Annotated in this window: 43 protein-coding genes and 2 tRNA genes; 21 read left to right on the top strand and 24 right to left on the bottom strand. The window is 60.6% G+C overall.

Annotation, left to right across the window (positions count from 1 at the left end; translation table 11 throughout):
* The first annotated feature begins 25 nt into the window (after positions 1 to 25).
* Both ACGI6K_RS11655 and ACGI6K_RS11650 read left to right on the top strand, forming a co-directional pair.
* Positions 26 to 101, top strand: a tRNA-His gene (locus tag ACGI6K_RS11655).
* Positions 102 to 163: 62 nt separating this feature from the next.
* A tRNA-Leu gene (locus ACGI6K_RS11650) sits at positions 164 to 248 on the top strand.
* 9 nt (positions 249 to 257) lie between these two features.
* Here the strand turns inward: ACGI6K_RS11650 and ACGI6K_RS11645 are convergent.
* The 20 genes from ACGI6K_RS11645 to ACGI6K_RS11550 all read right to left on the bottom strand — a co-directional run bounded on the left by ACGI6K_RS11645 (position 258) and on the right by ACGI6K_RS11550 (position 10,157).
* Positions 258 to 1,361, bottom strand: a complete 1,104-nt coding sequence (locus tag ACGI6K_RS11645) for a tyrosine-type recombinase/integrase (protein ID WP_376949348.1) — start codon at positions 1,359 to 1,361, stop codon at positions 258 to 260.
* A complete protein-coding gene (locus ACGI6K_RS11640; protein WP_377969249.1) occupies positions 1,247 to 1,558 on the bottom strand; it encodes a helix-turn-helix domain-containing protein in 312 nt (103 codons plus the stop codon). The genes ACGI6K_RS11645 and ACGI6K_RS11640 overlap by 115 nt, the downstream gene beginning before the upstream one ends.
* A 63-nt stretch (positions 1,559 to 1,621) precedes the next feature.
* Positions 1,622 to 1,993: a hypothetical protein gene (locus ACGI6K_RS11635; RefSeq protein ID WP_377968624.1), complete on the bottom strand. Its 372-nt coding sequence runs from the start codon at positions 1,991 to 1,993 to the stop codon at positions 1,622 to 1,624.
* Between the two features lie 55 nt (positions 1,994 to 2,048).
* The gene (locus ACGI6K_RS11630) at positions 2,049 to 2,207 is read right to left on the bottom strand and encodes a hypothetical protein (protein ID WP_376944933.1); all 159 of its coding nucleotides are present in this window, start codon (positions 2,205 to 2,207) and stop codon (positions 2,049 to 2,051) included.
* The gene (locus ACGI6K_RS11625; protein ID WP_376944935.1) at positions 2,204 to 2,431 is read right to left on the bottom strand and encodes a hypothetical protein; all 228 of its coding nucleotides are present in this window, start codon (positions 2,429 to 2,431) and stop codon (positions 2,204 to 2,206) included. The genes ACGI6K_RS11630 and ACGI6K_RS11625 overlap by 4 nt, the downstream gene beginning before the upstream one ends.
* Entirely contained in the window at positions 2,428 to 2,787 is a 360-nt protein-coding gene (locus ACGI6K_RS11620; RefSeq protein WP_394542908.1) for a DUF551 domain-containing protein, read from the bottom strand. Before ACGI6K_RS11620 ends, ACGI6K_RS11625 begins: the two co-directional genes overlap by 4 nt.
* Positions 2,784 to 3,293, bottom strand: coding sequence for a glycoside hydrolase family protein (locus tag ACGI6K_RS11615; RefSeq protein ID WP_376944939.1), 510 nt, complete (start codon positions 3,291 to 3,293; stop codon positions 2,784 to 2,786). The genes ACGI6K_RS11620 and ACGI6K_RS11615 overlap by 4 nt, the downstream gene beginning before the upstream one ends.
* A 64-nt stretch (positions 3,294 to 3,357) precedes the next feature.
* The gene (locus ACGI6K_RS11610; RefSeq protein WP_376944941.1) at positions 3,358 to 3,729 is read right to left on the bottom strand and encodes a hypothetical protein; all 372 of its coding nucleotides are present in this window, start codon (positions 3,727 to 3,729) and stop codon (positions 3,358 to 3,360) included.
* 79 nt (positions 3,730 to 3,808) lie between these two features.
* On the bottom strand, positions 3,809 to 3,994 hold the full coding sequence (locus ACGI6K_RS11605; RefSeq protein WP_377968448.1) for a hypothetical protein: 186 nt from the start codon (positions 3,992 to 3,994) through the stop codon (positions 3,809 to 3,811).
* Positions 3,991 to 4,200 carry a hypothetical protein gene (locus ACGI6K_RS11600; protein ID WP_376949691.1) on the bottom strand — a complete coding sequence of 70 codons (210 nt, stop codon included), beginning with the start codon at positions 4,198 to 4,200 and terminating at the stop codon, positions 3,991 to 3,993. The genes ACGI6K_RS11605 and ACGI6K_RS11600 overlap by 4 nt, the downstream gene beginning before the upstream one ends.
* A 198-nt stretch (positions 4,201 to 4,398) precedes the next feature.
* Positions 4,399 to 5,235, bottom strand: coding sequence for a hypothetical protein (locus ACGI6K_RS11595; protein WP_377968449.1), 837 nt, complete (start codon positions 5,233 to 5,235; stop codon positions 4,399 to 4,401).
* Entirely contained in the window at positions 5,232 to 6,068 is an 837-nt protein-coding gene (locus tag ACGI6K_RS11590) for a PD-(D/E)XK nuclease-like domain-containing protein (RefSeq protein WP_394542907.1), read from the bottom strand. The genes ACGI6K_RS11595 and ACGI6K_RS11590 overlap by 4 nt, the downstream gene beginning before the upstream one ends.
* An 87-nt stretch (positions 6,069 to 6,155) precedes the next feature.
* Positions 6,156 to 6,407, bottom strand: a complete 252-nt coding sequence (locus ACGI6K_RS11585) for a hypothetical protein (RefSeq protein WP_376945391.1) — start codon at positions 6,405 to 6,407, stop codon at positions 6,156 to 6,158.
* Positions 6,407 to 6,835, bottom strand: a complete 429-nt coding sequence (locus ACGI6K_RS11580) for a hypothetical protein (RefSeq protein WP_376945393.1) — start codon at positions 6,833 to 6,835, stop codon at positions 6,407 to 6,409. The genes ACGI6K_RS11585 and ACGI6K_RS11580 overlap by 1 nt, the downstream gene beginning before the upstream one ends.
* A gap of 2 nt (positions 6,836 to 6,837) precedes the next feature.
* A complete protein-coding gene (locus ACGI6K_RS11575; protein WP_376945395.1) occupies positions 6,838 to 7,191 on the bottom strand; it encodes a hypothetical protein in 354 nt (117 codons plus the stop codon).
* A 356-nt stretch (positions 7,192 to 7,547) separates the two neighbouring features.
* Positions 7,548 to 7,898 (bottom strand): hypothetical protein, encoded by a 351-nt coding sequence (locus ACGI6K_RS11570; RefSeq protein WP_377968620.1) that lies wholly within the window; start codon positions 7,896 to 7,898, stop codon positions 7,548 to 7,550.
* 14 nt (positions 7,899 to 7,912) lie between these two features.
* On the bottom strand, positions 7,913 to 8,089 hold the full coding sequence (locus ACGI6K_RS11565; protein WP_376949697.1) for a hypothetical protein: 177 nt from the start codon (positions 8,087 to 8,089) through the stop codon (positions 7,913 to 7,915).
* 48 nt (positions 8,090 to 8,137) lie between these two features.
* Positions 8,138 to 8,878 carry a pentapeptide repeat-containing protein gene (locus ACGI6K_RS11560; RefSeq protein ID WP_377968619.1) on the bottom strand — a complete coding sequence of 247 codons (741 nt, stop codon included), beginning with the start codon at positions 8,876 to 8,878 and terminating at the stop codon, positions 8,138 to 8,140.
* Positions 8,879 to 8,965: 87 nt separating this feature from the next.
* Positions 8,966 to 9,787, bottom strand: a complete 822-nt coding sequence (locus ACGI6K_RS11555) for a DUF2303 family protein (protein WP_376942193.1) — start codon at positions 9,785 to 9,787, stop codon at positions 8,966 to 8,968.
* A gap of 28 nt (positions 9,788 to 9,815) precedes the next feature.
* Positions 9,816 to 10,157 (bottom strand): hypothetical protein, encoded by a 342-nt coding sequence (locus tag ACGI6K_RS11550; protein ID WP_376942195.1) that lies wholly within the window; start codon positions 10,155 to 10,157, stop codon positions 9,816 to 9,818.
* A 484-nt stretch (positions 10,158 to 10,641) separates the two neighbouring features.
* Here ACGI6K_RS11550 and ACGI6K_RS11545 point away from each other — a divergent pair, with 484 nt between their 5' ends.
* The gene (locus ACGI6K_RS11545; RefSeq protein WP_376942197.1) at positions 10,642 to 10,956 is read left to right on the top strand and encodes a DUF1654 domain-containing protein; all 315 of its coding nucleotides are present in this window, start codon (positions 10,642 to 10,644) and stop codon (positions 10,954 to 10,956) included.
* A 55-nt stretch (positions 10,957 to 11,011) separates the two neighbouring features.
* On the opposite strand, the gene ACGI6K_RS11540 is transcribed toward ACGI6K_RS11545, so the two are convergent.
* The 4 genes from ACGI6K_RS11540 to ACGI6K_RS11525 are packed head-to-tail and all read right to left on the bottom strand — an operon-like array spanning position 11,012 to position 13,310.
* Positions 11,012 to 11,530 (bottom strand): hypothetical protein, encoded by a 519-nt coding sequence (locus ACGI6K_RS11540; protein ID WP_376942199.1) that lies wholly within the window; start codon positions 11,528 to 11,530, stop codon positions 11,012 to 11,014.
* Positions 11,527 to 11,778 carry a hypothetical protein gene (locus ACGI6K_RS11535; RefSeq protein WP_376942201.1) on the bottom strand — a complete coding sequence of 84 codons (252 nt, stop codon included), beginning with the start codon at positions 11,776 to 11,778 and terminating at the stop codon, positions 11,527 to 11,529. The genes ACGI6K_RS11540 and ACGI6K_RS11535 overlap by 4 nt, the downstream gene beginning before the upstream one ends.
* Before the next feature lie 54 nt (positions 11,779 to 11,832).
* Positions 11,833 to 12,384, bottom strand: a complete 552-nt coding sequence (locus ACGI6K_RS11530) for an OB-fold protein (protein ID WP_376942203.1) — start codon at positions 12,382 to 12,384, stop codon at positions 11,833 to 11,835.
* 47 nt (positions 12,385 to 12,431) lie between these two features.
* The gene (locus tag ACGI6K_RS11525; RefSeq protein ID WP_376942205.1) at positions 12,432 to 13,310 is read right to left on the bottom strand and encodes a LexA family transcriptional regulator; all 879 of its coding nucleotides are present in this window, start codon (positions 13,308 to 13,310) and stop codon (positions 12,432 to 12,434) included.
* A 119-nt stretch (positions 13,311 to 13,429) separates the two neighbouring features.
* On the opposite strand from ACGI6K_RS11525, the gene ACGI6K_RS11520 reads away from it, so the two are divergent.
* The 18 genes from ACGI6K_RS11520 (at position 13,430) to ACGI6K_RS11435 (ending at position 22,489) form a co-directional block, all read left to right on the top strand.
* The gene (locus ACGI6K_RS11520) at positions 13,430 to 13,669 is read left to right on the top strand and encodes a hypothetical protein (protein WP_376942207.1); all 240 of its coding nucleotides are present in this window, start codon (positions 13,430 to 13,432) and stop codon (positions 13,667 to 13,669) included.
* 25 nt (positions 13,670 to 13,694) lie between these two features.
* Positions 13,695 to 13,910 (top strand): hypothetical protein, encoded by a 216-nt coding sequence (locus ACGI6K_RS11515; RefSeq protein ID WP_072432939.1) that lies wholly within the window; start codon positions 13,695 to 13,697, stop codon positions 13,908 to 13,910.
* 20 nt (positions 13,911 to 13,930) lie between these two features.
* Positions 13,931 to 14,182 carry a hypothetical protein gene (locus ACGI6K_RS11510; RefSeq protein ID WP_377968454.1) on the top strand — a complete coding sequence of 84 codons (252 nt, stop codon included), beginning with the start codon at positions 13,931 to 13,933 and terminating at the stop codon, positions 14,180 to 14,182.
* Positions 14,183 to 14,185: 3 nt separating this feature from the next.
* Positions 14,186 to 14,356: a hypothetical protein gene (locus tag ACGI6K_RS11505; protein WP_394542906.1), complete on the top strand. Its 171-nt coding sequence runs from the start codon at positions 14,186 to 14,188 to the stop codon at positions 14,354 to 14,356.
* A 204-nt stretch (positions 14,357 to 14,560) separates the two neighbouring features.
* Positions 14,561 to 15,400 carry a replication protein gene (locus ACGI6K_RS11500; protein ID WP_394542905.1) on the top strand — a complete coding sequence of 280 codons (840 nt, stop codon included), beginning with the start codon at positions 14,561 to 14,563 and terminating at the stop codon, positions 15,398 to 15,400.
* Positions 15,400 to 16,059: a replication protein P gene (locus tag ACGI6K_RS11495; protein WP_377968615.1), complete on the top strand. Its 660-nt coding sequence runs from the start codon at positions 15,400 to 15,402 to the stop codon at positions 16,057 to 16,059. Before ACGI6K_RS11500 ends, ACGI6K_RS11495 begins: the two co-directional genes overlap by 1 nt.
* The gene (locus ACGI6K_RS11490; RefSeq protein WP_376943424.1) at positions 16,056 to 16,298 is read left to right on the top strand and encodes a hypothetical protein; all 243 of its coding nucleotides are present in this window, start codon (positions 16,056 to 16,058) and stop codon (positions 16,296 to 16,298) included. Before ACGI6K_RS11495 ends, ACGI6K_RS11490 begins: the two co-directional genes overlap by 4 nt.
* Positions 16,291 to 16,458 (top strand): hypothetical protein, encoded by a 168-nt coding sequence (locus ACGI6K_RS11485; protein WP_376943444.1) that lies wholly within the window; start codon positions 16,291 to 16,293, stop codon positions 16,456 to 16,458. Before ACGI6K_RS11490 ends, ACGI6K_RS11485 begins: the two co-directional genes overlap by 8 nt.
* Positions 16,451 to 16,762, top strand: a complete 312-nt coding sequence (locus ACGI6K_RS11480; RefSeq protein ID WP_376943446.1) for a hypothetical protein — start codon at positions 16,451 to 16,453, stop codon at positions 16,760 to 16,762. The genes ACGI6K_RS11485 and ACGI6K_RS11480 overlap by 8 nt, the downstream gene beginning before the upstream one ends.
* The gene (locus ACGI6K_RS11475) at positions 16,755 to 17,225 is read left to right on the top strand and encodes a hypothetical protein (protein ID WP_376943448.1); all 471 of its coding nucleotides are present in this window, start codon (positions 16,755 to 16,757) and stop codon (positions 17,223 to 17,225) included. Before ACGI6K_RS11480 ends, ACGI6K_RS11475 begins: the two co-directional genes overlap by 8 nt.
* Positions 17,225 to 17,524, top strand: coding sequence for a hypothetical protein (locus ACGI6K_RS11470; RefSeq protein ID WP_376943450.1), 300 nt, complete (start codon positions 17,225 to 17,227; stop codon positions 17,522 to 17,524). Before ACGI6K_RS11475 ends, ACGI6K_RS11470 begins: the two co-directional genes overlap by 1 nt.
* A gap of 36 nt (positions 17,525 to 17,560) precedes the next feature.
* Positions 17,561 to 17,833, top strand: a complete 273-nt coding sequence (locus ACGI6K_RS11465) for a hypothetical protein (protein WP_376943452.1) — start codon at positions 17,561 to 17,563, stop codon at positions 17,831 to 17,833.
* A complete protein-coding gene (locus tag ACGI6K_RS11460) occupies positions 17,811 to 18,179 on the top strand; it encodes a VRR-NUC domain-containing protein (protein ID WP_376943454.1) in 369 nt (122 codons plus the stop codon). Before ACGI6K_RS11465 ends, ACGI6K_RS11460 begins: the two co-directional genes overlap by 23 nt.
* Positions 18,176 to 18,505: an antiterminator Q family protein gene (locus ACGI6K_RS11455; protein WP_376943456.1), complete on the top strand. Its 330-nt coding sequence runs from the start codon at positions 18,176 to 18,178 to the stop codon at positions 18,503 to 18,505. Before ACGI6K_RS11460 ends, ACGI6K_RS11455 begins: the two co-directional genes overlap by 4 nt.
* Positions 18,506 to 18,619: 114 nt before the next feature.
* A complete protein-coding gene (locus ACGI6K_RS11450; protein ID WP_376943458.1) occupies positions 18,620 to 18,946 on the top strand; it encodes a phage holin, lambda family in 327 nt (108 codons plus the stop codon).
* 1 nt (position 18,947) lies between these two features.
* Entirely contained in the window at positions 18,948 to 19,601 is a 654-nt protein-coding gene (locus tag ACGI6K_RS11445) for a hypothetical protein (protein ID WP_376943460.1), read from the top strand.
* A gap of 3 nt (positions 19,602 to 19,604) precedes the next feature.
* Positions 19,605 to 21,059: a phage terminase large subunit gene (gene terL, locus ACGI6K_RS11440; RefSeq protein WP_376943462.1), complete on the top strand. Its 1,455-nt coding sequence runs from the start codon at positions 19,605 to 19,607 to the stop codon at positions 21,057 to 21,059.
* A gap of 11 nt (positions 21,060 to 21,070) precedes the next feature.
* The gene (locus ACGI6K_RS11435) at positions 21,071 to 22,489 is read left to right on the top strand and encodes a phage portal protein (RefSeq protein WP_376943464.1); all 1,419 of its coding nucleotides are present in this window, start codon (positions 21,071 to 21,073) and stop codon (positions 22,487 to 22,489) included.
* Positions 22,490 to 22,512: the final 23 nt, after the last annotated feature.

The following is a 22,512-nucleotide window of genomic DNA, read 5'->3' as shown; positions in this document are numbered from 1 at the left end:
TCGGCGGCAAGTGGCAATTGATATGGTGGGCGTAGCTCAGTTGGTAGAGCACAGGATTGTGGCTCCTGGTGTCGTGGGTTCGATTCCCATCGTCCACCCCATATTCCAAGGCGCCAGGCACCCAGCCTGGCGCTTTCGTTTCTCTTGTCGGGGCTTTAGCCACGCGGATGTGGTGGAATTGGTAGACACACTGGATTTAGGTTCCAGCGCCGCAAGGCGTAAGAGTTCGAGTCTCTTCATCCGCACCACCTTACAAATCAAGGAGTTACGAGCTTTAAGGGCCTCTCTCCTTGATGCACTGGTAATTCAGCGTAGCGAGAACGTGACATACCATTCTCACGGTCCAGAACCGCTACAGCATCCCGAACACGGGCCGGCGCAAGGTGGGCATAGCGCTCTGTCATCGTAACCGTGCTGTGGCCCAGCAAGTCTCGCACCTCCGAAAGCGGAACGCCTGCACTAATAAGGTGCGCCGCGCAGGTGTGCCTCAAATCGTGAATCATGAAGTCGGTGATGCCGGCTTTTTGACATGCTTTCTCGAAGCCTACCCGCACACTGACCGCTCGCTCTCCGCTCGGCCGGCAAAATACCCATGGGCTCGCCGGGCAGTGCTTTGCCCGGAATGCCATCCTGCTCTTGAGCGCAGATAGGGCGCCCTCGTTGATCGGTATCGATCGGCGCTTGCCGGCCTTCGTGTGCTGCCCCTCTAGATAGATCAGCCTGTTATGCAGATCCACTCGCCGCCATTCGAGGCCGAGCATTTCCCCCTTCCTGCACCCGGTATTGACCGCCAGGCGGATGAAGTCCTCAAGGTTGTCGCCGTACTTCAGCATTCGTGCCTCCCTGCACAGCGCCTCAATCTCTGCCCGTGTGATCCAGCGCACCCTGCCTTCCGGCTCCCTTGCCTTCCTTCCTTTCACCGGGTTCGGCAATCCCCACTCGTACTCCACGTTGCACCAGTTGATGGCCGCAGACAGCGCTGACAACTCACGATTGATGGTGGCTGCCGAGGCCCCGGCCTCCATACGTTTGCTGGTATATTCTCGGATCTGCTGGCCACTCAGATCGTTCATGATCTTTCCGGCAAAGGCCTCCCGCAGATGCTTTACCCGATGAGTCGTCGTCTCGTAGCTGCGCTGATGCTGGCGAGCGTGCTGCAGGTACGGGATGATCACCTCCTCGAAGCTCCGGGGCGGATTCACGCCCCATTCCTTTTCCTTCCATGCGTCCGCTCGGGCCTGCTGCTCTAGCGCCTTTGCCGCCGCGTAGTCTTCTGTCCCAGAAGATCGTCTAACGTACTTTCCAGTTGGTAGCTTGTAGCTGACCCACCAGAAAGGTGAGTCGCCTCGTTTGTACGGCATGTGGTGTTCTCCTTCACGCCGCCCGCGGCGCGAATACTAGCAGCGGCTTCATCTTCAAGCATTGCCTCCAGCTTCTCGCGATGGACGCGCAGGCTCCGGCCGCGCATCCGGACTACTGGGATGCGCCCGTCTGCGGCCATGTTGTAGACAGTTCGGCTGCAGACGCTCAGAAGCTCTGCCGCCTGGTCGACAGTCATCAAACTCATGGGCAAAAGTCTCCCTCCCGGCGCGGATTGGCCGGGGAGCGTGGGTGGTTGGGGTTACGCGGTTTTGCGGTAGCGGGCGCCCTTGTACTCGGGGCGCGGATCGTATGCTGGCTCAGAAATGACGTTTGCCAGGATGCGCCGCCAGCTCTCTGCGTTATTCGGCACGACTGGCCCGACATCGTTGTCGATCTCGCCAGGCATGGGATGAATTGCGATCTGATCCAGCACATCGCACGGGACCGCGACAGTGCTGCAGCCGTTGTTGTAGTAATCAAGCTCCGCACGCACGTCGAGCTCGTAATATTTCCCGGCCCAGATCAGCGGAAATGCGTAGCCGGCGTTGTCTGGGCGCCAGACGGTGATGTACCGGTGCAGGCGAAGCGTGTGCTTCAGGCTGACTATGTAGAACTGCCTTTCTTCAGGCATGACTCTCTCCGCGCCGCCCGTTGGCAGCGTTGGTAAGTGGGTATGGGGTGAGGGGTTAGCTGGCCTGGGCGTACCGCCGGCCGAAGTAGATCCAGCGGCCGAGCTTGAACTCGGCGCGCTCTTCTTTGCTCAGCCAGCGCTGCCCGATTGCCGGGCAGCGCGTGCAGCGGATGTGGCCGGGGCTGCTGAATACCCAGTCGTGTTGGCAGGTCATCGGCTATCCAGCACTGAGGCCTTCAGCTCTTTCAGTTCGTCTCCGGCTTCTTTCAGCCGCACATGCAGCCGCTCGACCTCGGCGTGCATAGCGCGAATGTCGGTGATCGCGTCGCACATCAGATTGTATGCCGCCGTGCTGCTCGTCTCACCGCTTGCAACACGCAGCATCAGGTAGAGCGGATCGACAGCGGCCCATGCCTCCAGCGTCCTTGTCAGCTTCATGCGCCACCCCCTGCCAGCATGGCGCGAAGCTCGTCTATGGCATCCCAGTGATCGTCATGCGCGTGAGTTCTTGCCAGCCGCTCCAGCAGCTCACGCGACACCCTCACCACCTCCTGCTGCTCGGCCTGCTCCGGCGCTGCGGTGTCGCCGGGGGTGGGGGGTAGAGGCATCCAGTGTGTTACTGCCGGCCCCAAAAGCCCGATCATCTCCCGGTGCTCGTCTTGCCAGCGCTCGATGTCTTCCAAGTACTCCCCAGAACACCAAACCGCGACACCAGTCCATATCCCGTTGTGTGCCAGCACGGGGGTGTCCGGCTCTGGGAGCCTCTCACTCACCGGCACCCAATCAGATTTCATGATTCCTCCGTGTATCCAGGGTACCAAATACCCGATTCCATCTGGGCCGCGTGGCGACGCGCACGGCCGGGGTACTGTTCCGCCCATAGAGACTTCAACATGCTTTGAGACGCCTTGGAGAACTGCCCGTTGGCAGCGTACTTGAGAGTGGTCTTGAACTTGGCCAGACCTTCCACACCAAGCTGGTACGCCATGCTGACCAGCACCGCCTGCCGGGCATTGACTGTGAACGGTCTGGAAAGCAGGTCATTGCACGAGTACCACGCAGGGGCGAAGCGCGAATCGTTACAGAGCTTACGCGACAGTTGGCCGGCAAGGTCGTCCAACCACGTCAGCGCCGTATCCTTGGGCAGCACGAAATCATAGTACTTAGCCAACTCCTCCTCGGTGCACTTGATATTGGCTAACCGGAATTCGTATCCAATGGTCGGGTAGCCCAGGCTGTCGAGGTACGCCTCGGAACGAAACTCCTCTTCGTAAGCGAGCATTTGCAACGCGAAACTCATTACAGCAGCTCCTTGAGCGCGGCGGCGGGTTTTACCTGTAGGCACTCTTGTTCAATTAGCATGCTCAACCCTCACAGTGTGGGCATTTCAGTTTGCCGGATATGATCGACCCTTCCCACGCGAGCGGCGATCCGCACAGCCGGCATTCATTGCCGCTGCTCCAGCCCTCGGGCTTATCCAGTTCGAACTTCTTTGCCGCTACCCTGTCCGTACCGCTCACTCTCAGCCCCACGCATTCACCCGTGAACTGCGCTGGCCATTCAACTACCGGGGCACCGTCGGCGGTTACACGCCTACACCACAGCCGTACTGCGCCATCCGTCGATATCAGCTCACTGTAGGGGCTGTACCTGTTGTTGTACTGATAGACCCGCTGGCGTTCTGCCTCGTCCTTGAACAGCGGGAAGCGCCAGTACAGATTGGGGTAGTGGGTCATAGCTTTCTCCAGGCAAAGCGCCCCCGTGCCGCGCAGCAGCAGGGGTGGGGATAGGGGGGTTAAGCAGGGAGGCGAGGCCTTACGCAACGCGCTCCCACGTCTCGCGGTTCGCCAGCTCGTCAAGCCGGCGCTGCTGGGTGTGGCCTACGATGTCGCGCAGCCAGACTGCGCCTCCGATCTCAAGCTCAATCTCCCAGCAGACACCAGTGTTCTTGTTCCGGTAGACACGGCCGTTCGGCGGCGGTATTTCCTCGATGTAGGTCATGGCCTCACTCCCGCCTTCCTGCGCATGTGCTTGCGCTTCAGTACAGTCTCCGGGTCGATCTTGCTGCGGCGCGGTGGCATGGGCTTTTGCTCGTAGCCGGGCAGTTCGATCACTGACCCGCCGGCCTTGGCGTGCTGGTCAATCAGACGGGCAAGCCGCTGCCTTTCCGCCTCTTTGCTGTGCAGAGTGTTGATTGCGTCGTACATGGGATATCCGGGGCCGGTCAGCGCCGGCGGCTGTTGGTGGCTACTGTTCCCAGCGGGGCCGATTCATGGCTTGGCGCCGCTTTGAGCAGAGGCGATGGCTCCCTTTGTTGCGGGGCTTTCCGCACAGATCGCAGATGCAATCAAGGTCGAGGCGGAGAAGAGGAAGTGCGCTGGGTGTGGTTGTGCGGCGTAGGGCGGTCATGCCGACTGCTCCTGAGTCGCTGCATTTAGGGCTTTGTTTAGGTCGGTCGATTCGCCTTCAGTCGGCTTCACTGCGAAGAAGTCGGCCAGCCCTGCCTGCCCATTTTTGATGCTGTTGTAGACCCCGCGCAATTCGGCAATTTCATCCGGCAGAATCTCGTCAAGGCTCTTGTTGACGTAAGCTCGCAGGTGTCGCTCGGTCACGCCAAGTTTGTTGAATGCGTCGACCAGGGCGCGTACTCGGTCAGCCAAGGGCACGCTGGTATCCCCTGCCAGCGTCTTTCGGCACTGGTTAACCGCAGCCTCGACTAGGTCAGGCGGCAGGATGGCAAGAAGGCGGGCGCGGAGGCGGCGGCCACCCATGTTGGCAGTGATCTCGTAGATGTCTCGCTCGTCTGTGAGCACTTGGGCGCCGCCTTTCTTGTCGCGCAGGTGGCGGACGGTGAACTTCTGAGATGAATAGGTGTTCGTCTCCAGGTCCCAGGCGTAAGCCTCCATTTCGCTGTTGCCCTGCTGACGGCTTAGCTCGCGGATGCCGTATTCGATATTTCCCCAGCACCTGGCCAGTTCCTCGGCTAGTCGGATGGATGGGCCTGAAACGGTCTGTCCACCGCGCGGATAGGCGTATTCACCGGAGGCGGCTAGGGTTGGGCGACTGCAGGAGTTCATGATCTTGCTGTAAGCCAGCGCTTCGTCTCGCGGGAATCGCTTGGCCAGCAGCAATTTGCCCTGTGCCTCGGTGACGGCGCGGCTCTGCTCGATGTTGACCGTGCCGTGATTTACGTGCTCGGCCATGCCCTTCGGGGCAAACGGGTTTGGCAAGTCGGTGCTCATATGCGCTCCTTCGCCCAGTAGGGCAGGGAAAGGGTTTCGATGGCTGGCCACTCGTTGCTGCGCAGGCAGTCGGCGTAGGTGGCGAGATCCTTGATGTAGGTTTGGCGCCCGGCTTCCTTGGCCTCGCTGTCCATGGTGAACAGGCGGACTGGGTACTTCCCGCAGTCGATGCTTGTGCTCACGACCAGGAACACGAAGCCGGCCGGCTGCTCGCCGAACTCTGCCGCGTAGCCGTCGCTGTAGAAGGCGTCCTGAACGTGGTAGCGGTACTCGTGGAAGTAGCGGATGAAGCGCGACATGTCGGCGGTGGTCTTGAGGTCCATCAGCCAGCCGAGGGCTGGGATGGCTTTGTCCGGCCTGCAGCGGCACAGAACCCCCTCGCGCAGGTCTTTCCAGTAGATGCTGGCCTCCACGTCGCCGACGGTTTCGATCAGCCAGCGCGCGTGCGGGTGGGCCATCACACTCTCGCGAATAAGTTGGAGCTGCTTGCCCTGGTCGGCGGTTAGCACAACCTGGCCCTCACTGAGGGTAGCCTCGAAGGCTTCCCAGGCCTCCTTGCCCGCCTTTGTGTTGCGCGGCGCGTTGGCCGGGCCGATGGCGTACTGTTCAGCGAAGCGCTTGGGCTCCAGCAGGAAAGCGTGCGCGGCGTCCCCGAAATCGAGCGCCTTGGATTTGTCCAGATCTTCCGGCGCCGCCTTGTTCCACTGGAACAGCGCCGGGGCCTTGGCGATGAGATCGAGCTGGCTTTTGGAAATACCTTCCCCGCCGTGGTACGCCTCATTGCTAAGGTCACGGTAGTACCCGGGGCCGATTGGCTCGGCTACTGCAGTCATGTCTTTCTCCCGCGCACGCCAATCCCTGCGTCGTGCGCATATTGTGAGTTGAAGGGGGTTCAGCGGATCGGTCGGGCGGTGAAGTAGCTACCCATGGCGCAACTCCTTCAGGATCTTGTGTTGGGTACTAATTGCGAAGCGGCGCCGGATGGCCGCAATCCAGCGGCGGAAGCGTTTGGTGCGCAGGCGGGCCAGTGTGACGACAGGGTTGCGGGCCGGGTAGAGCAGGTGCCAAGCGCCGTTGCGCCATTCAATGTGAATGGGCTGCTCTGTGTGACCGTCATTCAGAGCGAGGGCCTTGGCCTTTTTGATTGTGTAATCTGAGTATTGGCGTTTCATCAGTCGTAGTCCTCTTCACTCAAGCGCCGGCAGTAGTCATCTGCCTTCTTAGCCAGCATGCGTTCTGCCAGGTCGCGCAGCGGCTGGATTTTCTTGTCGCGGGTTCCGCCGAGAAATTGGTTTGCGGTGATGAACAGCGGGTGCGTGTCGTTCTTGAGGATTTCCGCGAGCATGATCGCAAGCAGGCGTCCGTTCATGTTCCAGTCGATGCTCGGAATTACTTCGGTATCGAGGGCGTCGACGAGCTGCTCGTTTGTGATCTCCTCGACAGTGAGCCCCTGGACGAGCGATGCGGCGTTCTCATGCAGCCATTCCCGGCCTTCCTTGGTCTCTATCCAGCGGTCCGGCTCGGCCGGCGGTTCCATGTTGTCCCAAGCGAATTGCCCGGCGCTGAGCGCGCGCCGATTGCGCAGTTCGAGCGATGCCATGTTCAGCGCCTCCCGCCAAGCTTGAGGCCGGTCGAGCCGGGGATAGGCTCAACGATGCGCCAGGCGTCTCCCGGCTCGACGCGGGCAGGCCCTACGTGGCGCACCTCTGTGCCGTCGGGCAGTTCAATGATGACGATCGGCTCTTCCAGTACCACGCCGCTGGTGTTGATAGCGGTGGCTACGGCCCATTTGTCGTGGGCCGTCTTAACGTCGGTGCGCAGGTTGCGCACAGTTACGTCGGGGGCGGGCAACTCGGCGCCATGCGCCTCGTGAGCGGCCATTGCGCCGGCGGCAAGGATGAGCAGAGTCGCGGTCGCGGCGACGCCTGCCGATTGCAGCATGTCGATGATTTTCATGATGTGGGTCTCGTTTTTGGGTCGTGGGTTTGGTGTCGCGCGCGCATGGGGAAACCGCCTCTGAGGGGAGGTGGCTTTCCGATGTGGGCGGGATGGGTGGGTGGCCGGTTACGCCGACCAGGCGGTCGCTTTCTCGCCAGCGGCGCGACTGCCGCCACGCATGAGGCGTCCGATATTCACGGCTACCCTGGCTTGCCGTTTACTCGAACGAGAGCGCGCTTTGAGCCGGGTGTTTGCGCACCTGCTCTGCAGCGGTTAGCACACTGCGCTAACGCTCACGCATGCCGAACGGCCACGGTGTTCTGTGTAGAGCTGCATCGGTGGAGTGGTCTGGCCTTCGGACCGGTGCCAGACCACTACTGGATTTGCGTTGTCCTTCCGTCGTACCTGTGTACTTCTCCGTTCTTCCCAATTTGCACGACAGCATCGCTGTGTTGCTTCAGGGCGCGCTTCACGGCCAGCTCAGCACTCCTGCGGTACTCGTCGAACTCTGCCTGCAGCGCCGCGTACCTCTTCTTCAATTCGTCTTCTATGCTGGACGCTTGCTCGTCCCATCCGGGGCGGTAGAAAGCCATGCATTCGTTCTCGACGTACACGGCTATATCCTCAGCAATTGCCTTGATCTGTTCAGGGGTAGCTGTTATGCCGTTCTCGTCGAAGGAATACGAAAGGCCTTCCTTGTAGTAGGAAGTTTTCGAATGGCTCATCTCTATTCATCCTGCTACTTTGTGCGGATGCCGGCGGCGTGGATGGCGGCGTGCCAAATATCCCACGCGAATTGCGCGTGCTCGCACTTGTATATATCGCCAATGCGCCGCAGGTCGTATCCATCCCCATGTTCGGATCTCGCTTTTCTGTACGCTGCCTCGAACTCCCCGTGCATCTTGTCTTGTTCCATGTCTCTCTCCTGTGGGCGCCCCGTTTCCAGGGCGCAGCGTCATTATTGTCAGGCTGCGGCCGGCTCTTCGCCGGGCTTCTTTGCTGCCCCCGGAACCGCTGGCGAGGTCTCGACGATCTGCTTGAGTATCGGCTTCCAGGTCTGCCACCAGTCCAACGCCCGCGAATCCATCCGGTCTATTTCCGCGTCGCCGAAGTCCCACCATTGCTCAATCCGATGTAGCTGGCACCCGATCTGCATGTGCGTCGCCGTGTATGTGACCGGCCACAGATCGCACTGGATGGACTTGATCTCGGCGCCGTTGCCGCTAACTCCCCAGAGCGAGGCAATTTCGGCCAGGTATGCACCGCTCAGGTTGGCCCCGCGCAGGTTGGCATCGCTCAGGTTGGCCCTGCTCATGTCGGCCCCGCTCATGTCGGACCCGCGCAGGTTGGCCCCGCTCATGTCGGCCCCGCTCATGTCGGCCCCGCTCATGTCGGCCCCGCTCATGTTGGCCCCGCTCATGTTGGCCCCGCGCAGCTTGGCTAAGCTCAGGTCGGCCACGCGCAGGTTGGCATCGCTCAGGTAGGCCCCGCGCAGGTCGGCATCGCGCAGGTAGGCCCCGCGCAGGTTGGCCAAGCTCATGTCGGCCACGCGCAGGTCGGCATCGCGCAGGTAGGCCCCGCGCAGGTCTGCCAAGCTCAGGTAGGCCCCGCTCATGTCGGCCCGAGCCCCGCCTTCCTCATAGGCCAGCCATTTCCGATGCTTTTCGATGATCTCGGCGAGGTCTGCTGCTGTGTAGGTTTTCATGCGGTGTCCTTGGTCGGTTGGTTTCCCCGGTTGTCCCGCTGCTGATTGCAGGCGCACCGTTGCCAGTGCGCCATGCTGCTTGGCGGATTACTTGCCAGGGTTGAATGTGCCGAGGGTTAGGGTTGCGGCGTCGCCGATCTCGCTGGCCAGGACAGCCTTGAACTCGTGGGCGATTTTTTCGCGGGTCTGTTCCTCGCCGACCCAACGGGGCTTGAGCACGGGTTTTTCGCCGCCGGTGAGGATCGACAGGCGCAGGGTGATGACGCGCTTGCCGAGGCCTTCATAGGGGATGCAGGTGAAGTGCAGGGCGCCCGGCAAGGTTTCCTGGCTCTTGGCCTCGATGGCATCCATTGCGCTGCGCTGGGCGGCGAAGTTCGCCTCGACGTGGGTGCGTTCGCTGGCGGACTTGATAGTGATGTTGCGCACGGCGGCGATGGCCTGGACGGTGCTCATCTGCTCGCCGGCTTCGCTCTCGGCCTCGATGTTGGCGTGCCAGTCCTCCATCCATTCGGCCAGGGCCTTCTGGCTGAGCGGCTCGCCGGCGATCGCCTGCACGGCGAAGTAGGCGGCGGTTGGCTTGAGGGTCAGGGTGGCGGTGTCGTCGGCGTGTCCTGGGCTGGTTTCGTCGCCCAGGTTGAAGAAGGCGACGCAGCGCATGGCATCCTGGTCGACGAAGCCCTTGGCAGGGTCAAGGCCGCGACGGTCGATCACGTAGCCGGCGAAGTCGGCCAGGCTGGTAGTGCTCAGGGCGCCGCGAAAGCGGGAGCGACCGACTTGATACTTCTCCATATCGACCACGGAGAAGGAGCCCGGAAGGATAGCCACGGGGGTGTAGGTTTCCGGGGTTCCGCAAGCAGCGACAACGGCGTTGTCGAGGATGATCTGCAGTGCTTCTTTACTGAGAGGCATGATGTGTTCCTAGTGGCTTTGCGTGGGGTTAGCGCGGCAGGACAGGGGCCTGGTCGCGGTTGAACAGTTGCGCTGTCGGGTCGGTCTGGAACAGTTCGAGCCCGTTGGCGGTGACGTACATCGGGGTGTCAAGGGTGGTGTCCTCGCGGCGCTTGCCGCGCTTGGTAGGCTCGATGTAGTCCAGGGTGTGGGTGATGGCGACCTGGTTGCTTTCGCCGATGCGCTTCATCTTGAACTTGAGGGTGACTTCGCCCTGCTTGTTATGCTCGACGACGCCGGCGGCGACGGCAGACAGGGCGGTGCCGACCTGCTGGGTGAAGACGGAGGCGTTCAGCGAGTTGATGAACTCGGCAACGTCGGTGGGTTTCATGCTCCGGTTTCCTTCTGCTTGTGGTTTCCCTGATGCCCCTCGCGAGAAGGGCATCGAGGAAACTGTCGTCTTGCACAGGATACGGTCGCTCATCCGCTGAGGCTTTCACGGGGTCCCGGGAGCATGCCTCTGTCGGCTGTCCCGTTACTCGCCTCAACACGCCTTTCCGGCATGTCCTCGCTTGAGTGTCCTGCGCCCAGCACCGGCATATGGCCGGCTACTGCCTGCCGCTGCCCGGCAGGTGCGCTGGCTATGCATCGGCCAGCTCGGCGTTCTCGATTGTGTAAAGAGCGTTCCCGGCGAACCGGAGGCATCGCTGCCTGGCGAGGCGCTGCGTGCGCTTCGATGGGGTAAATATGAACCATAAGTACAAATCAGGTCAAGAACCAAAAGTACAAATTTCTCGCGAACACAAAAAGCCATCGCTCTGGACCTCTGCGCGGCAAATGGCTACTGTATTTACATACAGTAAAAGGAGCGGCATATGGCCAAGAGGAAAGCCCAGCAGCAGCCCCAGGAACTCACCCCGCTGGAGAGGTTGGGGCTACGGGTGTCGTCGATGATCAACGCGCCGAAGGCGCAGCTCGAGCGCCGGGTGACGATTCACCGGCTGGACACAGATTCGGATGAGGCGTGGGAAGGGGTGATGGAGCTGCTGGCCGAGACGGATGGCCTGGGGATGGTCGTCAATGAGGACGGCAGCGTGACGCTGAGATGGGAGCGCGCGGCGGACGACGAGTCACCGGAGGGCGATAAGGAGGAGTTCGAGGCGCCAGGCAGGGAAGAAGCTCAATTCTGATGGGGCTGCTCGGGGAGGGCAGAGACGAAAAGCCCCGCGCGGGGCGGGGCTTTGGTCAGTGGGCGTGCGCTTTGCGTGAATCGCGTGATGACAGCGTAGCGGCAATGACCCGGTAAACTGTCATTGGATTGGGGATGCTTTTCAGGCGATCCAGCAGCAACCCTATCGGGGCCAGAATGGCGATTGCCGCAAAGACTACGTACATGCAGAACATAGAGGTTAGTGGGTTGCGCACGATACACATCTTGATCAGGCAGTCCATGATCTCGTTGTGTGCGGCAGATCTATTGGAAACTTCAGACGCAACTTTCCCGCCGCTCTTCGACAGGATGGCCATGGCCAATACCACTGGGCTGGCAAGCGCCATCAGCGGCATGAAAATCCAGATGCGAGACGCCGCGTAGCTCCAGTGGATGCTGTCTTTCTCCTGCTCTGAGGCGGAGTCGTCAGCATAGAATGCCTCGATGAGCGGCACGACCCTGGATTGCAGCTTGAGCGCTGCACTCCTGCAGAAAGACCAGTACGCGATCAGCAATACGGCGGCCGCAGAACCAAGAATAGCGTTGGCAATCATTCCTCACACCCCTCTACCTGCGCTTGACGCTCCTTGTAGCGCCTTCTGGCGCCCGCTTCTCTGCGATCAAGGTCGCGTTCTTGGCGATTGCCCCAAGTATGGACCAGATAGAACGGGAAAAGAACCGCCATGGCCATGACAAACCAGGCCAGCACGGGCGATTTGTCCCAGATCACAACGAACAGGCGCCCGATTGAGTCTATGGAGTCAGGGATGAATGCAAGCCATCCCCCTGGTTTCTCTACCAAACTACGGTTCTCCCATTGATTACATCCCGACCTTGCTCGGCGGGCAGGCGGCTATCAGAGCAGGCTGCAATCGTCAGACACGGGGATCTTTGCCACGTCCCCGCGCCCCGTACAGAGCAGGACAACTTTATGTCCCTTTTTCAAGTTGGCCAGACTTTCTAAGTCGGACTTATCAAATTCGAATTTAGGCTCCATGAATTGATTAATTCCACCGCGTAAAACAAGGTACGGGTCGCCCATAAAATCCGTATTTATATCAGTCACAACGCCAGTAACTTTGAATCGTTTTCCCTTGAATTGAGCATCGGCGGCAACAGTGTTTTCGTGATACGCAGACGCCAAAGTATGCGCGCTGATTAGTGGCATATCTGCAATAGCCTGCCTTTCTGCTGCAATCTTCGCCTCGCGCCTGGCGGCCTCTGCCTCACGCTCTGCGATTTCTGCCTTGCGCCTCTCCTCAGCCCGTTGCGCTTTTTGTTGCGCTTGCTCTGCGTCAAAAGCGGCCCGCTCTTCGGGGGTTTGCAGTGCGCGTATTACAGCTCCAATAGCAATAAGCACACAAAAGACGATTCCTGTCCATTTGAATACCGACTTAACGAACTTCATGGTTACTCCTGTAATGTTGCTCGACTTAAAACTTAGCAGTCCTGTTACTAAAGCTTCTTCGCATTCCATACCAGCAGGACGCGGGCCTGGATGTAGGTGTCGTCGATCCGGATCATCCGGTCCTTGTGATTCGGATTGTCCGAGATCATCTCGAAATGCTCCGCGTCGGCCACCTGCAGGCGCTTGGTGTAGAAATGGCCTTGCCAGACGAATGAGTAGATCCCGTCACCCTCGAACTCACGGATGCTCACATCGACGATCATTGGGTCCAGGTGCTGGATTGTGGGTGCCATGGACTGGCCGTAGCCGGTCAGCATCTTGAGGTGGGCTGGGTCTTTGTAGATGACGCCCAGCTCCTGCAAGTGCTGCTTGCTGACGACCAGATCCGGCATGATCTCGGGGTAGTCCGGGACCAGTTGCCCGCTGCCTAGGGCTGTCCGGACGTCGTAGTGCGCGATACGAATCGCGTCACCGGCGGGAGCAGGGGGCAAGAAGTCGGCGATGATGACGTTGTTTTGCGGTCCGGCTGATGGCTCTGACTCGGCCAGGGAGTCACCGACGGCATCGACGATCTGCTTTCGAATAGCCGCACTCAATCCCTTCCCGTGCTTTTGCAGCATCTCCAGCACCTTGGCCGCAGCGATTTCCTTGTGATTCTCGGCTGCAGGTACGAGCGGGCCTGGCTCGGCGTTCGCCTCATTGCTTGCGTCGCCAGGAAGCATCTCCCCCTCGCCATACTGAAGCCACTGGATGTTGACATGAAGCTCATCCGCGATCGCTTGCATGTTGGCCCGCCCAGGCATGGCTTCTCCATTCAGCCATTTGCTGGCGGCCTTAGGGGTTTTCCCTGTGATTTCCGCAAGGCGAGAGCCGGCCCCCCAATCTGCAATCCCTGATTTTGCAAGGGTTTGCTTGAGGCGCTTCACGAACTCTCTGCGTATTTCTTCCGGTTGAACCATAGGTTCATTTTTGCACGTGCTTGCATGTACTTTCAGTACCGGCATAATATGTACCGTAAGTTCAAATTTATGGCTTGGAGGCGCCTATGAGCGCGCTTAGAGAAGCGATCAGCAAGATCGATGGTGTGGCAAATGCCGCGTCCATCTGCGGGGTGAGTCAGCGGGCCATTTACAAGTGGCTTACCGCCGGGGCTCTGCCACGCACCGAATACACCGGCGAAACCGACTACGCAGTTCGCCTAGCAGCCGCTGCTGCCGAGCGTGGAAATCCATTTGAGGCCGCCTGGCTTTTGGCCGAATCGGCACCAAAGCGCACAGCCGCCTAACCCCTTCCCCGACAAGGAAATCCCCATGTCCTACGACAACCCCAGTCACAAACGTGACCAGATCATCAAGACCCGCTGGAGGCGCGACGAAATCCGAGAGCTTCGCCGGGAGGCGGCCATGGCCGGCATGCAGCTGGCCACCTACCTGCGCGAGCTATCGCAAGCCGCCCGCTCCATGGGGGCAGCTCAATACATCCGCGAGCAGAACGGCCTCGATGAACAACAGCGTACGACGGCCTGAAGGCCCTATGTGGGGGCCAAATGTCCGAGATCACGGTGTTCGAGATGCTTGCGCCAGAGGCCCAGGCAGAAGTGATGGCGTTGGCCAAGGACCTTGGGTGGGCCTTGGAAGACGCAGCAATTGAATACCTGCGAGTCGGCCGCTCTATGGCGACGGTTCGCAGCCTTGAGCAGATGAGGCGCAAGGCGCCAGTGCTCAATTTGGCGGGCCACAAAGAGGCCCTCAAAGGTTCACGCGGAAACCAGAACGAACCTAGCAAGCAGAAGGGGTGAGAAGTGACAGACACAAGAGAAGTTACGGAATACGAGGCCAATGCGCTCAAGGAAATCCTGATTCGAGCGCTGCCTGGTTCCGATCAGAACGAAATGACGGCCATTGCCGTTGAGTGCGCAATGGCCGTCAAGGCAGCGTTTGATGCGCTCTTAAAAGAGCCTGCCTCTACCTAAGGGGAGTCGAGTAACAGAAGAGCTGCCGAGACTAACGGTTTCAGACATGTCAGGCCTCCTAGACCTTTCGTTTGGTGTGGAAACAAAACGATATCACGGAAGGCCTGGCACCAAATCCAGGCAACAAAAAACCCCGGATCAGCATGGCGGCCACCGGGGTTCTGTTGACGCGGCAATTTGGACTAGCAATCAACGAGGTGAATTGTGACCAACATCGTTTCACTACGCAACACCGGGGGGTATACCCGGATGGACAACGAGCTGTACGAGGCGCTGATCGGGGCCGATCTGTCCGGGCGCGAGCTGCGTGTCGCCCTGGCGGTTCATCGGCTGACTGCTGGCTTCAACAAGAAATCCGTCAAAGTCGCCGCGCTGTACATCGCAAAGATGATGTACCGCGACGACGAGAAGGCCAAAGCAGAGCGCGCAAACGTATCCAGGGCGATCAATTCGCTGATCCGTCAAAGGGTTCTGTTCCGCGATGGTGGCAGCCGAGATCCGATCACTTTCATGCCGGTATCCGAGTGGAAAATCGATGATAAATCCACCGTGTTGAAATCTACACACTGTGTAGAAAAGGTACCTGCCAGTGTGTTGAAAATTACACACATAAAAGACAGTAAAGACAATACAACTACTGACGTAGTTGTTAGCGCGCCCGCCGAGCAGCCCGCTCATGCCGTGGCCGAGAAGCCGGCGGAAAAGCCCAAGGCTAAGCGCAACACATTCACCCTGTCCAACCTGCTTGCCGACAACCCGTATGGAGTATCGGAGCAAGTCCTGTCCGACTGGCTGGCCTGCCGCGAGAAGCTGCGCGCAGCCGTGACTGTCACAGTCTGGAAGCGAGTCAACGCCGAGCTTGCGAAGTGCGTGGCCGCAGGCATCGCCGCTGATGATGCCCTTGCCGAGGCCCAGGAAGCCGGATGGCGTGGCTTCAAGTGCGAGTGGCTGCTGAACCGCAATCGCTCCAGCCAACCCCGTAGCGCCGGCCCCGACTTCCACAGCGGCGACACATCCTGGGCCAACGACTTGGGGCCGCTGTGATGAAACAGGCCGTCGAAATCGCAAAGCAGGTTACCCCGCAGCAGGTTCAGATCGGCCCCAAGACTGCGCCGCGCCAGATCGACAAGGGAACGGCGACTGTCGTGAATGCGCTGTTCTCCGAGCTGCAATCCATCTTCCCGGCCTGGCGTCAGGCCTGGCCCAACGACAAGGCGCTGGAGTCTGCCAAGAAGACTTGGATCAAGGGCTTCATGGCGGCAGGCATCAACCGGATTGAGCAGATCAAGTTTGGGGTCGAGCGGTGCCGCCAATCCGGCGCCGACTTCGCTCCGAGCGTTGGAAAGTTCGTAGCTTGGTGCCAGCCGACTCCGGAAATGCTGGGCCTCCCGTGCGCTGACCGGGCCTACCGTGAGGCCTGCGCAAACGCCCACCCGGCAGCCAGCCGTGACTGGAGCCACCCGGCCGTGCACCACGCCGCATGCGAGACAGGCTTCTACGAGCTGAGCAGCCTGCCAGAGGAGCGCAGCCGCAAGCTGTTCGAGCGCAACTATGCCGCAACCGTCAGCATGGTCCTGGCCGGCGAGCCGCTACGGGAGATTCCGAAGGCTCTGCCGGAGAGGGTATCAGTCTGCACACCGGAAGTAGGCCGCAGCGCCCTGGCTGGCCTGCGTAACGCACTGAAGAAGGAGGCCAGAGCATGAGCAAACTGAACAAGCGTGAGCTGCAAATGCTGGAGTGGGTATGGGTTGCCGAGATCAAAGGCCGGCTGCCGCTACAGACCAACTCCAAGGTGGCCGAGAAGCTGTTCCTCGACGGGCTGCTGATCCGCGGCTCAATCGTGATTAGCGGCGCCCGCGTTGAGGGCTACTGGCTGAGCCATGCCGGCCGCCTGAGCTACTGCATGAACTGTGACGATTTCGAGGAGTCCCGCAATGCGTAAGCACCTCAAAGCCTTGTGGCGCGCCCACATCGTCGACGACAAGCCGCTGGAAGTCACCAGGGCTAGGCCGAAGCTCTCCGAGATGCGTTTCGGCGAGCTGATGCAGAGCCTCAAGAAAGGCGTCGACATCGAGGATCTGAGGAGGGCGGAGCGTGGCTGATATCGAGAACTTGAAGCGCAAGCGGCTGCTGAGCCCTCTCCGTCATGAACACGACAACGACGCAGAGCGCATTGAGTCGACCGCGCGTGCTGTTTACGAGCAGTGGGCCGATCAGCCCGGCTTTGTGCCGTGGGTCCCCGGCGGGAATTCGCTCAAGCAGGACGACGCCCGCAGGATTGCCCGTGCAGAAATCGACACCGCGATGGGTAAGGAGGCTGGCGGGCATTCTGCCGAAAATCAGGCTGAAGCCCGTGTAAATACTGGGTCTGAGCTGGCGGGCAAGGGAGTGAAGGCTGATGGCTGACCGGATCAGCGTCAACAGCGCGTCCAAGCTCTCAGAGGCGATCACCAGGCTGACAAACGCCTACCGCGAGCACAAATTCGTCGTGGTGTCTTTGCGGCCCGGGAAAGATCGCACACTCGATCAGAACGCCCTGTGGTTCTCCCTGTACCAGCGCATCGCCCACATGACGCAGATCGGCGAGGTCGAGGACGCCCGGCGCTACTGCAAGCTCCATTTCGGCGTGCCGGTCATGCGCCGCGACTGCGCCGAGTTTCGCGACGGCTGGAACCGGATGTTCCTGCATCTGGACTACGAGCAGAAATTGCACCTGATGGGCGAGTGCTCGCTGTTCGGGCCGGATGGATTCCCGGTCACGCGCTTGTTCAGTCGGGCTCAGGGTGTCGAGTACACGGATCGCATCGTGGCCGAATTCTCCGGGCGAGGCGTGGTGTTCAGCGACCTGCTCAGCGAGGAATCCGCCTGATGCTCCGCCAACGCCAGCCCGTCTATCGCTCCAGCAAGTGGCTGGCAGCGGTCCGCAAGATCGAAAACTGCGTGCTCTGCGGCGCCTATGGCGTGCAGGCCGCGCACCGCAACTTTGGAAAATCCATGAGCCAGAAAACTGATGACTGCCTGACGGCCGCATTGTGCCTGTCGTGTCATTCGGCCATCGATAACGGTAAAGACATGACCCGCGAAGAGCGCCGGGCGATTTTGGATAAGGCCATCTGCGACACGCTGGCCCAACTGGCCCGCATGGGGCTGATCGAGGTGAAGACGTGAAAATCTCCCCCATCGACATACGGGCACTCAACGGCGATGAAGACGACTACCGACTCATTGAACTTGGCCTTATTGCCGCCGGAGATGCGAGAGCAGATCGAGGCGCACAAAGCCGAGTGCCTGGAGCTGTACAGGGCCGCACTGGATCTGGCCAGCAGGATCTACCTGCAGCGCCGGGACAAAGGGAAGAGGTGGCGGATGTGGGCGGAGAGGGAACTTGCAGCGCACCCGGAGTTGGAGAAGGAGGCGCGGGCGAAGCTGAACAGGCTGATGAAGGGGGCGGGCAGTGACCACGGCCATTCCGACTGAGCACATCGAGCAGGTAGCACTGATCAGCTGGTTCGACCTGCAGTACCCGGTGCTCCGCGGCCGGCTGGCGGCGATCCCGAACGGCGGCGCAAGGCGCAAGGCAGTCGCCGGGAAGCTCAAGGCCGAAGGGGTTAGGAAGGGCTATCCCGATCTGCAGCTGCTGATGCCGCGCGGTGGCTATCACGGCCTGATCATTGAGCTGAAGCGCGTGAAGGGCGGCAGGGTAGAGCCTGAGCAGGCCGACTGGCTCGAGTGGCTGGCTGGGCAGGGCTACATGGCCGTGGTGTGCAAAGGGGCTGATGAGGCCCGCGAGACGATCAAGAGATATCTGGGGGAAGAGGCATGAAACGGCGCGACACAGAGGATTTGCTCCGGCACTGGGGCATGTGGGTTATTCAGGGCTCAGGTGTGGCTGCGTGCCAGGCCAGCACGCTGCCAACACCGATGATTACAGATGACGAGGGGCTGCTGATCGATGGGCTTGTCAGCCGGTTGCGGCGAGGCTACCCGGAGTCCGCAGATGTGCTGCTGTACTACTACACCAGCCAGGATGCAACATTCGTCACGGTGGGCCGCCGGCTTGGATTCAGCGAGGGGAAGGCACGCCAGCTATGTAAAGCCGGTGTTGCATGGATTGATGGCGTGCTGGAGGGCATGTGCCGGGCAGCTTGATATCCGTACGGGAAAACTGTACATTTACAGCTACTTTGCGGTTTTGCCGCCTTACACATAAGCCCAGCCATAGCGCTGGGCTTTTTCGTTTCGGCCCCGCGCGGGGATATCGAGATGCCCAAGATGCCCGAAAAAGACCTGGCCGCCTGGAACGCCTTCATGGCATGGCTTGCCGCTCATCAGCCGCAGATCGGCGCCTTCGCCCTGTCGGCAGCGGTCGGTGGCCTGCGTGTCGTATACGGCGGCGGCAGTCGTCGGCAGATGCTGCTGGAGGCTGCCCTGTGCGGCCTGATGACTTTGGCCGCTATACCGCTGCTCGCTTACTTCGGCCTGCCGCAGAGCATGGCTACCGTAGCCGGCGGCGGCATCGGCTTTATCGGCGTCGAGAAGCTGCGCGACTACTCGGATCGGATCTTCGCGCGGAAGGTGGAAGGACAATGACATGGCGGCAAAGCAGCCCGACTGGGAGGCAATCGAACGCGCCTACCGGGCGGGGCAGCTTTCAGTCCGGGCCATCGCCGCACAGCACGGTATCAACGAGAAGTCCATCCGTAATCGTGCGGCGGCCGGAGGGTGGCAAAGAGACCTAGCCGAACGGGTACGCAAGGAAGTCCGCAACAAGTTGGTCCGCAGTCCGCAGTCCGCAGTCCGCAACCCCTTACGCGCGAGTGCGGAGTGCGGACTTGATGCGCAGATCGTTGAGGAGGCGGCCGAGGAGGGGGCACAGGTAGTTCGGACTCATCGCCGAGATATTCGCAAGGCATCGGATATCGCCGAACTGCTGATGAATGACATGCGGGTGGCCATTCAAAACCGTGAGGCGATCTGCGCGACCATAGAGGCTGAGACAGAACCTGGAATGCGCCAGGCCAGCATGCTCGCTGCAGTATCGCTACCCAGCAACGCAAAGACCCTGTTCCAACTATCGGCGGCGATGAAGAACCTGCAGATCTTGGAGCGCCAGGCATACAACCTCGACGATGAAAGCCCTCCAGATGAAAAGCAGAAGCGTGATACGCCAGAAGAAATCACAGGCGATGCGCTTCGGGCTGAACTTGAGCGAAGAGGACTGCCGACCACTTTTCTGGATGAGTGACGTATGACAGCGCCCGCCGTCAAGCCGCTGTCGACCGCTGATCTTGTCGAAGCTCGAATGCGCGAGCAGGCCCGGCATTCGTTCTGGGCCTTTCGCCAGTACATCAACCCAAAAATCAAAAAGGGCTGGTTCCAGCGCGACGCGGCTCACAACTTGCAGCAGTACGCCATCGACTTGTCTGCCGGGCGCCGGCCAAAGCTGGTGATTCAGGCTCCACCTCAGCATGGCAAGAGCCGGATGATTGTAGAGTTCATCGCTTGGCAGGCTGGCCACTATCCGGACCTGCGGACGATCTACGCATCATTCAGTGAGCGCCTTGGTGTGCGGGCAAATCTGTCCCTGCAGCGGATCTTCGACAGCCCAAGGTATCAACGGCTGTTCCCTGAAACGTCCATCGTGCCTCTGCGGGGCGCACCCGCGACGATGACCGAGACGCGCAGCCGCGAACTTCTGGAATACGTCGGGCGCGAGGGATGCTTCAGAAATACCACGGTACGGGGGTCGATAACCGGCGAGTCGCTGGATCTGGGAGTGATCGACGACCCGGTCAAGGGGCGCGAAGAAGCCGGTAGCCTGACGATCAGGGACAAAACCTGGGACTGGCTGCTCGATGACTTCTTCACACGCTTCAGCGAAGACGCGGGCATGCTCTCAATCCTCACCCGCTGGCACGTAGATGACCCTATCGGCCGACTGATCGCGACGATGCCCGATGTCCGCGTCCTTTCATATAAGGCAGTCGCGACCGAAGACGAGCCGCACCGCAAGGCCGGCGAGCCACTATTCCCCGAGCACAAGTCTCTGGCCTTTCTGCAGGAGCGCAAGCAGGCAATGGGCAGGCCGAACTGGGAGGCCCTGTATCAGCAGTCGCCGTACACCCAGGGCGGCGAAATCATCAAAGGCGAGTGGTTCCGCCGGTACGACGTGGCCCCGCTGATCGAATACCGAATGATTTTCGGCGACACAGCGCAGAAGACCGCCGAGCACAACGACTACTCAGTCTTCCAGTGTTGGGGGCTTGGCAAAGAGGGAGGGCTGTACCTGCTTGACCAGATCCGGGGCAAGTGGGAGGCGCCGGAACTTAAGCGTCGGGCCATCGACTTCTGGAACAAGCACGCGCAGGTAGCGGACCGATCCGCCGGACGGCTCCGCGCCTTCGAGGTTGAGGACAAATCAAGCGGCACCGGCCTCATCCAGGACATCAAGCGCGATGGGCGAATCCCGATCAAGGGCATCCCGCGCGACAAAGACAAGCTGCTGCGCGTCAACGACGCCACGCCGTATATCGAGGCCGGGCACATCTACCTGCCAGTCGGGCCGGCCTGGGTGCTGGGCTTAATCGCCGAGTGCGAGGAGTTCACGGCAGACGACAGCCACGCGCATGACGATCAGATAGACCCAATGTGCGATGCGATCGAGCACATGCTTGCCAGGCGCCGGGTGGGCTTTTTCGGATAAGTGGAGACACCATGGCACGCAAGCGCAACAAGCCCCGGCGCGGGGGGTGGTTCTCGACCGACCTGAGCCTGCCGTCAGCAGTTCAGGCTCGAACTGTCGGGATCGCACGGGACAGCGCACTTGGGCCGATCATCAAGGGCGCCCCGGACGCTGGCATGCCCGACTCGCAATTTCAGTGGTATGGCTCTCAGAGCTTCATCGGCTACGCTGCCTGCGCGGTGCTCGGCCAGCACTGGCTAATCGACAAGTCCTGCCTGCAGCCGGCACGTGATGCACTACGACATGGCTATGAGATCACCGGCGTGTCCGAAGAGGTCAAGGCAAGGCTTCGTGAATTGGAGAAGCGGCAGCGGCTGAATGACAAATTGCGTGAGTTCGTTCACTTCGGCAGGCTGTTCGGCATCCGCATTGCCTTGTATTCCGTGGTAAGCCCGGACCCCGAGTATTACGAAAAGCCGTTCAACCCTGACGGCGTGGGGGCTGGCTGCTACCGGGGGCTGGTGCAGATCGATCCGCATTGGTGCACGGCGGAGTTGGACGCGGCCTCGCTCGCTGATCCGACGTGCCCCCACTTCTACGAGCCGCTGTATTACCGGGTCGGGAAGCTCCGCATCCATCGCAGCCATCTTTCAATATTCATCCCGTACCCGGTGCCGGATCTGCTCAAGCCGCAGTACAAGTGGGGCGGCGTGCCGCTGCCGCAGCGGATCTATGAGCGGGTCTACGCGGCCGAGCGCACGGCCAACGAGGCTCCCCAGCTTGCGATGACAAAGCGGCTCACGGCCCTTAAGACCGACACGGCACAGGCAATGGCCAACATGTCGGACTTTCAGCAGAAGCTCCAGGACTGGACTGAGCTGCGGGACAACTACGGCGTCTGGGCGATCGACAAAGAGGTTGAGGATCTTGCCCAGTTCGACGTGTCTCTAGCCGACCTAGACGCGACGATCATGACGCAGTACCAACTTGTCGCAGCCGTCGCCAACGTGCCAGTGACGAAGCTGATGGGCACGCAAGTGCCTGGCTTCAATGCCAGCGGCGAGTACGAAGAGACTAGCTACCGGGAAGAGCTGGAGTCGATCCAGAGCAACGACCTCTCGCCGCTAATTGAGCGGCACCTGCTGCTGTGCCTGCGTTCAGTGGGCATCACCGATCAGATCCCGGGCGTCTCCTGGAGCCCGCTTGACAGCCCGACAGCAGAAGAGTGGGCGGCAATCAACAAGACGAAGGCGGAGACGGCGCAGATCTATGCCGGCATCGGCGCAATAGATGGTTATGACGTGCGCCGTCAGCTCATGGGCGACCCGAATAGCGACTGGAACAATCTGCAAGAGCTTCCTGACGAAGCTGACGAATCGATGCTGGAGGCGGAGGAGCAGCATGGCGAACAAGCGCCCGCCACTGTCGAGCAAGCGGCAGCAGTACGCTGAGCAGCGAAAGTCCGGCTTCTTCG

The sequence above is a fragment of the Azorhizophilus paspali genome (assembly GCF_043587585.2).
In the GTDB taxonomy this organism is placed as follows: domain Bacteria; phylum Pseudomonadota; class Gammaproteobacteria; order Pseudomonadales; family Pseudomonadaceae; genus Azotobacter; species Azotobacter paspali.
The sequence above is the reverse complement of the archived record's forward strand: the minus strand, read 5'-3'. Positions and strand labels throughout refer to the sequence as shown.